A 13,893-nucleotide genomic window follows, 5' to 3' on the forward strand; every position below is an offset into this window, starting at 1 on the left:
TCCTAAACTTCCTTAGAGGGATGGAAACGGGATGCGGAGGCCCCTGAACGCGGTCGTAGTGCGCTTCCTAAACTTCCTTAGAGGGATGGAAACTCGGTGCCTGCCATATCCGGAAGTGGTGGAACATGCTTCCTAAACTTCCTTAGAGGGATGGAAACTAAGGTTGTACCACTCGCATTAAAGTGGTAAAGCCTCTTCCTAAACTTCCTTAGAGGGATGGAAACCGCTGATGAACCGGCACTCCACCCCGACCGGCCCCATCTTCCTAAACTTCCTTAGAGGGATGGAAACAAACTGTCCAACTTTAGGGGATATGTTGATTTGTCCTTCCTAAACTTCCTTAGAGGGATGGAAACCGGATAGCGACGAGCAGCGTGTGCGGCTGGCAGCGGCTTCCTAAACTTCCTTAGAGGGATGGAAACCTGAGTTTTACGCTAGGCAGGAATTTGTGATCTTCTCCTTCCTAAACTTCCTTAGAGGGATGGAAACGTCCTTTCGGTCCCCCTGATTCGGCTCGGCATCGTCCTTCCTAAACTTCCTTAGAGGGATGGAAACACGTCGCTCGACGCCAGCATGAGGAACAGGTCCGCGTCTTCCTAAACTTCCTTAGAGGGATGGAAACTCGTTGGGAGTGATACGAAGTCGAGACACTATGCGCTTCCTAAACTTCCTTAGAGGGATGGAAACTTCTTTCGGAGGAGACGGGGTATAATGACCCCGCCTCCCTTCCTAAACTTCCTTAGAGGGATGGAAACGCCCGCCCTGCATCCCGGCCGCCAGGGTTGTGAGGGCTTCCTAAACTTCCTTAGAGGGATGGAAACCCGGAGGAACACCACGCACCGGTCCCCGCCGAACGCCCTTCCTAAACTTCCTTAGAGGGATGGAAACTCAGGCGTTTCATCGGAACCGCGAGGCGTGGGACCTGCTTCCTAAACTTCCTTAGAGGGATGGAAACTCGTCCGTCCAATCTCCGGCTGGATGCGCCGAGCGCACCTTCCTAAACTTCCTTAGAGGGATGGAAACTCCGCCCAGCAGGCCCCCGCTCTGCGGCGTTCCTCCGGCTTCCTAAACTTCCTTAGAGGGATGGAAACACAATGTAGAACGGAATAGGGTATTGGCCAATCTCCCTTCCTAAACTTCCTTAGAGGGATGGAAACCAAACGCCCCCTTCAGAACGATATCGTGCCAGTCATCCTTCCTAAACTTCCTTAGAGGGATGGAAACATGGGGATAAACCCGATCGACAACCCCCGGATGGCGCTTCCTAAACTTCCTTAGAGGGATGGAAACAGCTCGGAACGGGGTTCGTGGACTGGGACGTAGAGAACTTCCTAAACTTCCTTAGAGGGATGGAAACGCCCGCCCTGCATCCCGGCCGCCAGGGTTGTGAGGGACTTCCTAAACTTCCTTAGAGGGATGGAAACTCGAAATATAGTGCTCACACGGATGAGTGGAGGAGGGGCTTCCTAAACTTCCTTAGAGGGATGGAAACACGGGACGGCATAGGAGAACGAAATACGCACGAAACCTTCCTAAACTTCCTTAGAGGGATGGAAACATGCAGGGAACCCGCCCCTCGTCCTGGGGTCGCGCTCTTCCTAAACTTCCTTAGAGGGATGGAAACGTGTATTCTCACATGGCGGCACCTGGCGTGGTGGCCTTCCTAAACTTCCTTAGAGGGATGGAAACGGTGAGGATGCGTGAGACATTGCGTTTCCGTGGGAACTTCCTAAACTTCCCCCCAACCCGCGGGCAAAAAAACAGCACCTTGCAGGGACTGTTTGCAAAAACAGTGTTAAGCTTAAGTCACCAAACAATAAGCCATCACCTGCGAGGTGCGAAGACCATTATGCCATACAGACGACCAAAAATCGAGGTTAAGACGACAGACAAGATGCAGGACATCACCCCTTTTGCCGGCCTTTTCCCCGTTATCGAACTTTGGAATCGGCTCCATCTTGACGAAGTCATCGATACTTTCATAGGAATCAGGAAGGACAAAGGGTACCGGGACTCCGAGCAGCTTCTGTCGATGGTCCTGCTGAACCTCAGCGGCGGCAGAGCCGTGGAACACCTGAAGTTTTTGAAGGAGCAGGCGGGGCTGAAGAAAGTCTCCCTGCCGTTTCCATCTCCGACGTCGGCCCGGGACTACGCCAGCTGTTTTCATAACGAATCGGAGGACCGGGAGCGGGGTCATGGTCGTTCCTTTATCCCGGCATCGAATGAGGCGCTGAGGGGATTTGAGGAGGTGCACCGCCATCTTCTGAGGTGCGCGTTCGAGGCGTCCGTGCAGGAGGAGTTGACGCTGGACCAGGACGCGACGTTCATCGAGACGGAGACGAGCGGGGCGTTGTACAACTACCAGGGGAAACGGAGTTACGAGGCGTTGAACGTGTACTGTCCGGAGTACGACCTGCCTGTGGCGACGGAATACCGGGACGGGAATGTGAAGCCTGGGCACGGACAGCTGGAGCAGTTGCAGGGGGTATTGGCGCATCTTCCTGCGGGAGTGAGGAAGGTGAGGTACCGTTCGGACAGTGCGGGTTACCAGACGCGTCTTTTGCGCTATCTGGCGGAGGGTCAGGATGCGCGTTTCGGGGTGATCGAGTTTGCGATCTCGTGTCCTGTATACAGGGATTTCAGGGAGGCGGTGGAGGCAGTTTGTGAGAAGGATTGGCGCCCTTTGGGCAACGGCCAGGAATGGGCGGAGGTCGTCTATGCGCCACAGTCTTTGAGTCTCGACAAGAAAGGTCCGACGTACCGTTTTCTTGCCATTCGCGAGGCATTCGAGTTGGAGGGATCGGGAAAGAAGCTTCGACTGTCTCAGGAGCTGCAGGACTCACGGCAGCTGTTCATACCGGAGCTGATCGACGACCTGGAGTCTGAGAACGCCAAGGTGAAGAAGCTGCATCTGACGGAGCTTGGCGGCCACGTATACAAGGTGTTTGGTATCGTGACGAACCTGTTGGATTGGGAGGGAGGAGCGGTAATCCGGTGGTATCGTGAGCGGTGCGGCAAGTCAGAGGAAGTGCACCGTATCCTGAAGGAGGACCTGGGCGGCGGGCACGTCATCTCGCACCGATTTGGGTCGAACGCGTTCTGGTGGAATGTGTCGGTGCTGTCTCTGTCGCTGCACAGTTTGTTAAAGCGTCTGCTTCTGCCTGAAGCGTTGAGGAGTTACCGTCCCAGGACGCTGCGATTTTTGTTTTACACGAGCATAGGGCGTATGGTGCGCCATGCGCGCCGCATGGTGCTGCAGGTGAAAGGGGGAGTTGTGGGGAGTTGGTTTCTGGGAGCGTACCGGAAGCTTGAGAAATTGGCTATCTCGCTGGAATGAGCAGGAGAACGCCGGGCCAATAGCCGAGAGGGGGTGTGGGTGCGAGCCCACGCTGACGGGGTTATTGTGAGAACGGGAAGATATTTCCGTATTTAAAGGCAGCGGAGGGGTGAACAGCCCATTTTTTAAAACTTTTCCTCTGCCTGGCCCTTTACTTTGCCCGCACTTTGCGTTCCCGTGGATTTGGGCTTCCTTAGAGGGATGGAAACACACAAGAAAAGAAGGTAGAATAGTGTCTTCGCTGCGCTTCCTAAACTTCCTTAGAGGGATGGAAACCCGTTATTTACGTTCCAATCAGCCGGCAGTTTCATCCTTCCTAAACTTCCTTAGAGGGATGGAAACGAGCGTAGCGTCGCCAGATACCCGCGCGCCACAAGCTCCTTCCTAAACTTCCTTAGAGGGATGGAAACAGGGCGGCATCCGGGGAATACGGAGTGTGGCGTAACACTTCCTAAACTTCCTTAGAGGGATGGAAACTTCAGCGAGGAGGCGTCCAGCCCCTGGTTGTACCGGGCTTCCTAAACTTCCTTAGAGGGATGGAAACACGATGTTGTAATTCGCAAACAGCTTACGTCCCTGCTTCCTAAACTTCCTTAGAGGGATGGAAACCTGAACCTTCTCAGTGGCCATGTCGAACAGCTCCACTTCCTAAACTTCCTTAGAGGGATGGAAACACACTGAGAAAATCTCTATATCCCTGAGAGGTCAACTTCCTAAACTTCCTTAGAGGGATGGAAACCCCGGAGCGCCGGGCACGAGCCGAACGCCTGATGGACTTCCTAAACTTCCTTAGAGGGATGGAAACCGGCAATGTCCCTGTTTTAAGGGGCGGGGGGAGGCCTTCCTAAACTTCCTTAGAGGGATGGAAACCTCTGTCAGGAAGCGGTCGGCCGCTTCGATCAGCTTCCTTCCTAAACTTCCTTAGAGGGATGGAAACGACCGATGGGCTGCACTTCCTTCCCTGGAAGACCTACTTCCTAAACTTCCTTAGAGGGATGGAAACATTTGAACATGCATAGCGCTAACGACCTCCCGCCGGACTTCCTAAACTTCCTTAGAGGGATGGAAACCGAGCACTCGTGCGGGCTGTAGGGGCTCTTGGTCATCTTCCTAAACTTCCTTAGAGGGATGGAAACCAGTAGTGTTCTGCCACTCCCGCCCCTGTTGGGTTTCTTCCTAAACTTCCTTAGAGGGATGGAAACTAGCGCCCCTTGCGCCCTTTTCAAGGGCCCGGTTCGCTTCCTAAACTTCCTTAGAGGGATGGAAACGCAACCCGCCATGGCGAGCTTCCCAATCCGCAACATGCTTCCTAAACTTCCTTAGAGGGATGGAAACCAGGCAAATCAAGAAGGAGGCGACGGCATGATGCGGGCTTCCTAAACTTCCTTAGAGGGATGGAAACTCCGTGGCGCCGACTCCAAGAAACAGGACTCTGGCGGCTTCCTAAACTTCCTTAGAGGGATGGAAACTCTCGTGCTAACTTAGCAGAAAAGCTGGAAGTGGGCCCTTCCTAAACTTCCTTAGAGGGATGGAAACCCTACCCAAGAAACACCCCGTCAAAGATGGGCGGAAACTTCCTAAACTTCCTTAGAGGGATGGAAACTAGATTGGCTGCCATATCCAATCGAGGCGCTCGGTGGCTTCCTAAACTTCCTTAGAGGGATGGAAACCTAAAAAGTCCCAATATGGGAAGATTAATACATGGGCTTCCTAAACTTCCTTAGAGGGATGGAAACCGTTCGCGTCGAAATACGGCAGTCCGAAGGGGATATCCTTCCTAAACTTCCTTAGAGGGATGGAAACGTCGATCGTCGGCGCAGGCGGCGGCGTCTCCACCTTCCTTCCTAAACTTCCTTAGAGGGATGGAAACTCCGATACCTGGGGTTCTGAAAACTGCGCGGACGATTCTTCCTAAACTTCCTTAGAGGGATGGAAACGTCGCCCCGCTGGTATGGAACCGGCGAACGGGAACGCTCTTCCTAAACTTCCTTAGAGGGATGGAAACGGGTTTGCGGAGTTTTTAAAAATGCTGCTGTGGCAGCCCTTCCTAAACTTCCTTAGAGGGATGGAAACCGTCAAGAAATTGCCCATCTTAAGGCGGCACTTGAGGCTTCCTAAACTTCCTTAGAGGGATGGAAACCGCGCCATGAAGCGTCAGGAAGACGCTATCGTGTATCCTTCCTAAACTTCCTTAGAGGGATGGAAACCGGGCACGGCGGACGACTTCGCAGGAGGGGCCTTCGCTTCCTAAACTTCCTTAGAGGGATGGAAACAGCAAGGCTCCCATCTTCTCATCCATAACGGCGTGCACTTCCTAAACTTCCTTAGAGGGATGGAAACAGGCGAACCTCGATACCCTGCGGATGCTCGACCCGTCCCTTCCTAAACTTCCTTAGAGGGATGGAAACTCCGAACTCGTGACCGCCGATCAGCTCGGAGACGGCCTTCCTAAACTTCCTTAGAGGGATGGAAACCGATGTAGAGCGTCGTCGGCCCAGCTCGTGGCGGGGCTTCCTAAACTTCCTTAGAGGGATGGAAACTCAGAAGATCTACTCTGCCAGGGCGTGTAAACACAGCTTCCTAAACTTCCTTAGAGGGATGGAAACCGGTAGGTGTAGCGGCCCTCGATGCCGCAGGGCTCGCTTCCTAAACTTCCTTAGAGGGATGGAAACCCGAGACACTCAAAAGGAGTACGGAGGAAATCCTGCTTCCTAAACTTCCTTAGAGGGATGGAAACATCCCGTACTGCTTCGCCAAGCGAATGCATGTTTCAACTTCCTAAACTTCCTTAGAGGGATGGAAACCAGCAGTGAAGTACAAACTGACGGGGCGCGGGCAGGCTTCCTAAACTTCCTTAGAGGGATGGAAACCGGCATAGGGGCCGTGATGCAGAGGTCCGGGATGGGGCCCTTCCTAAACTTCCTTAGAGGGATGGAAACTATGTGTGGATTGCTGGGCCACAGGGGAAGCGATAGCTTCCTAAACTTCCTTAGAGGGATGGAAACAGTGCCTTGAGATACGATTCGCTGACATTCCGCCACTTCCTAAACTTCCTTAGAGGGATGGAAACAGCCATTGTACTGGCCACTGCCGGCCATACTTCTCCTTCCTAAACTTCCTTAGAGGGATGGAAACTAAAAACCCAGAGCCGCCTTCATTTCCTCATCCTGCTTCCTAAACTTCCTTAGAGGGATGGAAACGCACTCAATACGCCCACGCCGAACATGACGGCAGCCCTTCCTAAACTTCCTTAGAGGGATGGAAACTATGCATTCCATCGTTCACTGTCGCCATTTATCTCCTTCCTAAACTTCCTTAGAGGGATGGAAACTTCCTCACCCAGAACCTGAAAGAACTCTCAGCGAACACTTCCTAAACTTCCTTAGAGGGATGGAAACAGAAGGAGTGTCATTTCAAGATGAAACTGTACTGTTCCTTCCTAAACTTCCTTAGAGGGATGGAAACCTCAGCTAGTCATCGTGCCCTGCTTCTTCCCTACGCCCTTCCTAAACTTCCTTAGAGGGATGGAAACTACGAAGGTCGCGTAATACTCGATGGGGAACGGGCCTTCCTAAACTTCCTTAGAGGGATGGAAACACCATGCAGACTTCCTCCTCAGCAGTGACAAAGCGGTCTTCCTAAACTTCCTTAGAGGGATGGAAACCGACCTGCGCGTCCTGAACAAGCTGTTCCACACGGACCTTCCTAAACTTCCTTAGAGGGATGGAAACCCATCCCTTCATTCATGGAAATGACGCCTTGGCAACTTCCTAAACTTCCTTAGAGGGATGGAAACATTCGGCTCAGGAGTGGATGAACGAGCGCATCCCGCTTCCTAAACTTCCTTAGAGGGATGGAAACTCATTCCGACCTGCGCCCTTCCCTTGAGTTCTTTCACTTCCTAAACTTCCTTAGAGGGATGGAAACAAAGAACTCTCAGCGAACATGACGCCGAGGACCAGCCTTCCTAAACTTCCTTAGAGGGATGGAAACGGTTTATGCAGGAAGTGGATATCGAATGGCGGAGGGCTTCCTAAACTTCCTTAGAGGGATGGAAACAGCGTGATCTTCCCGGTCGTAGCATCGACCGTATCCACTTCCTAAACTTCCTTAGAGGGATGGAAACCTTTCGCAGTTCCTCGTGTGTCATGCCATTTCCTCACCCTTCCTAAACTTCCTTAGAGGGATGGAAACCGATGATGACGGGCATTCACAGGACTTCTGGCTGTATGCTTCCTAAACTTCCTTAGAGGGATGGAAACTCCAGGTCCCACCTCCGCCGGTCGGCGGTCCGGAATACCTTCCTAAACTTCCTTAGAGGGATGGAAACACGAGGGGCAGCTCAATGTGCAGGGTCTGCATCTTGCTTCCTAAACTTCCTTAGAGGGATGGAAACTAGTCCAGCCCTTCCGGCCCCATGATGGACTCCACCCCTTCCTAAACTTCCTTAGAGGGATGGAAACCACCATCAGGGGAGGTCGCCGCCTTGTTGCCGCTTCTTCCTAAACTTCCTTAGAGGGATGGAAACTCTCCCACAGCGCAGAATACCCCCTGTTCCGGCGACCCTTCCTAAACTTCCTTAGAGGGATGGAAACCTGTAAACCTCAAGCCGCTCGATACGTTGCCCCCGGCTTCCTAAACTTCCTTAGAGGGATGGAAACGATAGGAGTGGCGAATCCGCCAAATCAAAATTCAGACTTCCTAAACTTCCTTAGAGGGATGGAAACGCTGTTCACGGGGGCATGTTTACAACGTTGAAAGCGGCTTCCTAAACTTCCTTAGAGGGATGGAAACTGCCATGCGGCGGCAACTCATCTATCGGGCCTTTGACTTCCTAAACTTCCTTAGAGGGATGGAAACTACTCCCCAAGCCTGTAACCCCAAGCCTCAAGGCTGTGCTTCCTAAACTTCCTTAGAGGGATGGAAACCCTCGTCCTTCCCAAAAGGAACGCGAAGTGTCCTCGCTTCCTAAACTTCCTTAGAGGGATGGAAACGAAATCGTCGTTTTCTTCATCCGTCGTTTGCTCCTTCCTTCCTAAACTTCCTTAGAGGGATGGAAACAATCGGCGGCCGAGGAGTACGTCGTTATCGACGACCCTTCCTAAACTTCCTTAGAGGGATGGAAACAGGTTTTAGGGCTTAAAGGTGCGTCCGAAGGGCTCGCTTCCTAAACTTCCTTAGAGGGATGGAAACACAACCAGGACGCCGGGATGTACAGGACCTTCATCAACTTCCTAAACTTCCTTAGAGGGATGGAAACGGGTTCGACCCGCTTCCGGAGGGCGAGTACACGGTGCTTCCTAAACTTCCTTAGAGGGATGGAAACGTCTCCATCGAGCAAATACAACGCAACACCGGCTGCCCTTCCTAAACTTCCTTAGAGGGATGGAAACTGTTGGGTTGATACCATTGTGGGGTAGAGCGGGCCCTTCCTAAACTTCCTTAGAGGGATGGAAACAAGTGGTGGATGACGACCCCAATAATCCCTTCCCCCTTCCTAAACTTCCTTAGAGGGATGGAAACCGTGCGACAGGACGATGATGCGGCGGTCTTCGTGCCCCTTCCTAAACTTCCTTAGAGGGATGGAAACACCAATCCCAGCACGTCACATACGTCTTTCGCCACCCCTTCCTAAACTTCCTTAGAGGGATGGAAACACGTCCAGCCGGACGTCCGTGAACTTGGAGCGCAGCGCTTCCTAAACTTCCTTAGAGGGATGGAAACCCGCTCCCGGTGGGCGCCACGATGCAGAGGTCCCCCCTTCCTAAACTTCCTTAGAGGGATGGAAACCACCTTCCCTCGCTCCGGGCCTGCCGGGCAGTCGCACCTTCCTAAACTTCCTTAGAGGGATGGAAACCCAGTGGCTCCTTGAGAGCGACGAGGCAAAGCGCTACCTTCCTAAACTTCCTTAGAGGGATGGAAACCACCTTCCCTCGCTCCGGGCCTGCCGGGCAGTCGCACCTTCCTAAACTTCCTTAGAGGGATGGAAACCCAGTGGCTCCTTGAGAGCGACGAGGCAAAGCGCTACCTTCCTAAACTTCCTTAGAGGGATGGAAACCCAGAGGGGCAGGCCAACGCGCGCCTGATCGCCGCCGCTTCCTAAACTTCCTTAGAGGGATGGAAACTCGAAGAAATAAGTGCTGAAACTAGGACGAGGGCTCCTTCCTAAACTTCCTTAGAGGGATGGAAACGCAGGCGAAGGACCGAAGCGGGCGCCTGGACACGTGCTTCCTAAACTTCCTTAGAGGGATGGAAACCAGGACCAGCTCCGGCCTGACCGTCATCGTCTCCGAGCTTCCTAAACTTCCTTAGAGGGATGGAAACCCCGATAGCCTATTGGCGCAAGGAAGACGTCATGGACCTTCCTAAACTTCCTTAGAGGGATGGAAACAAGAAGAACTCAGCCTGTTCCTCCGGTTTGTAGTCCACTTCCTAAACTTCCTTAGAGGGATGGAAACAAGAAGAACTCAGCCTGTTCCTCCGGTTTGTAGTCCACTTCCTAAACTTCCTTAGAGGGATGGAAACCGGAGATAGAAAGGGAGGTGAACACATGAGCCATACGCCTTCCTAAACTTCCTTAGAGGGATGGAAACATGAGTGTTTCATCTACAACAGCCCGCCACTGGTTCGACTTCCTAAACTTCCTTAGAGGGATGGAAACGTAAACCACGGTGGCGTTATAGCATCTTGCAAACCATCTTCCTAAACTTCCTTAGAGGGATGGAAACAGTGAAGCGGGTGCGCACTGAAGGTGCTTAGTGTTCTTCCTAAACTTCCTTAGAGGGATGGAAACGCCGATGCTTCCAAGGTATTCGGAGAGCGCGCAGCCAACTTCCTAAACTTCCTTAGAGGGATGGAAACCGATATCAAGAGCAAGACGGTCTGGCGCGGGGACCACTTCCTAAACTTCCTTAGAGGGATGGAAACAGGTTTCCTCGTCATATCTTCTGGGCGAAACTGACCTTCCTAAACTTCCTTAGAGGGATGGAAACTTTCTTTGGAGGAGACGGGGTATAATGACCCCGCCTCCTTCCTAAACTTCCTTAGAGGGATGGAAACAAAAAATCCGAAGGGGGTTGGGGTTATGAGCGAAGCTTCCTAAACTTCCTTAGAGGGATGGAAACCTGGTCGAGATAGTCCCAGTCCTCGACAGGTTTCCCCTTCCTAAACTTCCTTAGAGGGATGGAAACGAGAGCTCCAGCACGTCGCACACGTCCTTCGCCACCCCTTCCTAAACTTCCTTAGAGGGATGGAAACCAAGTGCTGCTGAAGGTTCTGGATTCGAGATCGGCGACCTTCCTAAACTTCCTTAGAGGGATGGAAACAGCTGCCTCTTGTCAGCGAAGCCTGCATGTACGGCGGGCTTCCTAAACTTCCTTAGAGGGATGGAAACTGGTCTCCCGCGGGGATCAGTCTGGCTTGGCTCTCCCTTCCTAAACTTCCTTAGAGGGATGGAAACGACTGGCTTGACGAGGAATCCTACAGAAACGGGGGCCTTCCTAAACTTCCTTAGAGGGATGGAAACCGGTCCCGGACCTCCTCTCTCCGTCCGTCCAGCTCACCTTCCTAAACTTCCTTAGAGGGATGGAAACTGGTCTCCCGCGGGGATCAGTCTGGCTTGGCTCTCCCTTCCTAAACTTCCTTAGAGGGATGGAAACGACTGGCTTGACGAGGAATCCTACAGAAACGGGGGCCTTCCTAAACTTCCTTAGAGGGATGGAAACACAGAACACGAGGTACTTCCCGCTCCCTTCCGGTGACTTCCTAAACTTCCTTAGAGGGATGGAAACCGGTCCCGGACCTCCTCTCTCCGTCCGTCCAGCTCACCTTCCTAAACTTCCTTAGAGGGATGGAAACTGGAACGGCCTGCATGAGAGGATTGCCTATCACGGCACTTCCTAAACTTCCTTAGAGGGATGGAAACGTCTCATCAGGCACCGCCTCACGGTGCGACGCCCCCGCTTCCTAAACTTCCTTAGAGGGATGGAAACCTACGACGGCGGGACCGCATCTATCCGGCAGATCGGCTTCCTAAACTTCCTTAGAGGGATGGAAACTTCTTTCGGAGGAGACGGGGTATAATGACCCCGCCTCTTCCTAAACTTCCTTAGAGGGATGGAAACAGCTGACACAAGAGCATATTTCGGGCAAGGGGTTCTCCTTCCTAAACTTCCTTAGAGGGATGGAAACTCGGCTGGTCGAGGAAGCTCAGAATATTTTGTGCCGCCTTCCTAAACTTCCTTAGAGGGATGGAAACCCCATACTCCCCCTGTGGCCCCGTAACCACAGGAGGACTTCCTAAACTTCCTTAGAGGGATGGAAACCACCAACACGCCCTCCAGCACGATCTGACGCAGGGCTTCCTAAACTTCCTTAGAGGGATGGAAACGTACAAACCGCTTTTCCATCTCAATTCCCTCCTATGCTTCCTAAACTTCCTTAGAGGGATGGAAACAAACATCTGGTAGGCTCTATCTCTCTTGTCCCTTCACTTCCTAAACTTCCTTAGAGGGATGGAAAACGTGCAGCTCCTGCGGGAGGAGTTCGGGATTTCGGTCCTTCCTAAACTTCCTTAGAGGGATGGAAACGGTAAACAATTCAAAACAGCAACAACATGGGGATGGCTTCCTAAACTTCCTTAGAGGGATGGAAACAGCTTCGTCCACGAGCCATTCCACAAACTGCGCGAGCCTTCCTAAACTTCCTTAGAGGGATGGAAACTCTGATCCCCGCGTCCGTGGCTGGAGTAGCCTCTGGCTTCCTAAACTTCCTTAGAGGGATGGAAACACAAGTAGGGGCCCTTTCGGTGAAGATTCCGAAGGGCCTTCCTAAACTTCCTTAGAGGGATGGAAACCACGACTGGACGGAGCATAACGATTGGGCATCAAACTTCCTAAACTTCCTTAGAGGGATGGAAACTCAATATGACCATACTTGAGCATGCTCAAGCATGGTCTTCCTAAACTTCCTTAGAGGGATGGAAACACCCACAGTCTTCCCGGACGGCGGACGTTTCTCGACTTCCTAAACTTCCTTAGAGGGATGGAAACTCGGGCGCTGTTCCTGCCGTCCCTGTTGGGAAGCGGGGCTTCCTAAACTTCCTTAGAGGGATGGAAACTGGTGCGCATCACGCGCCCAGGGCTGGAGATCATCCTTCCTAAACTTCCTTAGAGGGATGGAAACTCGGCGTGCGCCACGCTCATGTGTAGCAGGGGGACGTCTTCCTAAACTTCCTTAGAGGGATGGAAACCTCGTACGTGAGGTCCGGCCGAACGACCGGCGCCGATCTTCCTAAACTTCCTTAGAGGGATGGAAACAATAAAAAATAACAACCCAATTTCAACATTTAATTGCTTCCTAAACTTCCTTAGAGGGATGGAAACCATTGAAGCGTGAGGCGCTCCCTGTGAAGTGGTCCCACTTCCTAAACTTCCTTAGAGGGATGGAAACACTGAGGCTGCCGTCGTGTTCAGCATGAGCGTATTGGCTTCCTAAACTTCCTTAGAGGGATGGAAACGTGTTTCCGACGACGTATTTCCAGATGGAAATACCCTTCCTAAACTTCCTTAGAGGGATGGAAACCGTGAGCTCCCTGCCGCCTAAGACCCGGTATGAAGCCCTTCCTAAACTTCCTTAGAGGGATGGAAACCGTCCTCACCGGGGCTCCGGGGACCATGAAGACGAGCCTTCCTAAACTTCCTTAGAGGGATGGAAACGCTCTACTGATAGCTAAATCCTTGGTACTGCTGGACTCTTCCTAAACTTCCTTAGAGGGATGGAAACTATCCAGGGACACACGCCATCGTCCTGACAATCAGCCTTCCTAAACTTCCTTAGAGGGATGGAAACGGGCTCAACCCCACCCGGAAGTACGAGCAGGACGAGGCTTCCTAAACTTCCTTAGAGGGATGGAAACCGCATCGTCAACAGACGCGAAAATCTACGAACGAACGGCTTCCTAAACTTCCTTAGAGGGATGGAAACGTATAGCGCGTTTTCGTCGGCGATAAAGGAGGTCACCTTCCTAAACTTCCTTAGAGGGATGGAAACTGTGGGTTCTGGTGTTTCAGGAAATTGGGAATCCACTTCCTAAACTTCCTTAGAGGGATGGAAACCCGGTGAGGGCGAAAGACGGTCCTGCGTGGCCTGGACCTTCCTAAACTTCCTTAGAGGGATGGAAACTCCAAGTCCGGGCGTCCGGTGGGCCGGATGATTCCCTTCCTAAACTTCCTTAGAGGGATGGAAACCAGAAGCAAGGAACGCGTTGCCGGCGGGAGAGGAACTTCCTAAACTTCCTTAGAGGGATGGAAACTGATAATCTCCCCAAACAACACCCATTTTCTTACCACCTTCCTAAACTTCCTTAGAGGGATGGAAACCCGTGAGGTACTACGAGCGCAGGGGCTTTCGCCCCGCTTCCTAAACTTCCTTAGAGGGATGGAAACATGTTCAAGGCAGAGAAGTTGACCGAAGGCAAGCATACTTCCTAAACTTCCTTAGAGGGATGGAAACAATATTTCATTACTGCCACCCTTTGCGACGGGGATACTTCCTAA

At 52.3% G+C, this 13,893-nt stretch carries 1 protein-coding gene and 2 CRISPR repeat arrays (2 of these 3 running past the window's edge); the gene reads left to right on the top strand.

From position 1 onward, the window contains the following. Window positions 1-1,689: a CRISPR direct-repeat array (repeat unit 30 nt; unit sequence CTTCCTAAACTTCCTTAGAGGGATGGAAAC) (it extends 11,111 nt beyond the left edge of the window). Window positions 1,690-1,849: 160 nt separating this feature from the next. Then, entirely contained in the window at window positions 1,850-3,337 is a 1,488-nt protein-coding gene (locus ACK28C_RS05440) for a hypothetical protein (RefSeq protein WP_409152015.1), read from the top strand. Between the two features lie 246 nt (window positions 3,338-3,583). After that, window positions 3,584-13,893: a CRISPR direct-repeat array (repeat unit 30 nt; unit sequence CTTCCTAAACTTCCTTAGAGGGATGGAAAC) (it continues 1,488 nt past the right edge of the window).

The organism is Fretibacterium fastidiosum (assembly GCF_964642095.1).
Classification (GTDB): Bacteria; Synergistota; Synergistia; order Synergistales; family Aminobacteriaceae; genus Fretibacterium; species Fretibacterium fastidiosum.

What these genes read in the sequence shown, in the direction of transcription:
- ACK28C_RS05440 (WP_409152015.1), top strand. Translation starts at nt 1,850, where the DNA reads ATGCCATACAGACGACCAAAAATCGAGGTTAAGACGACAGACAAGATG.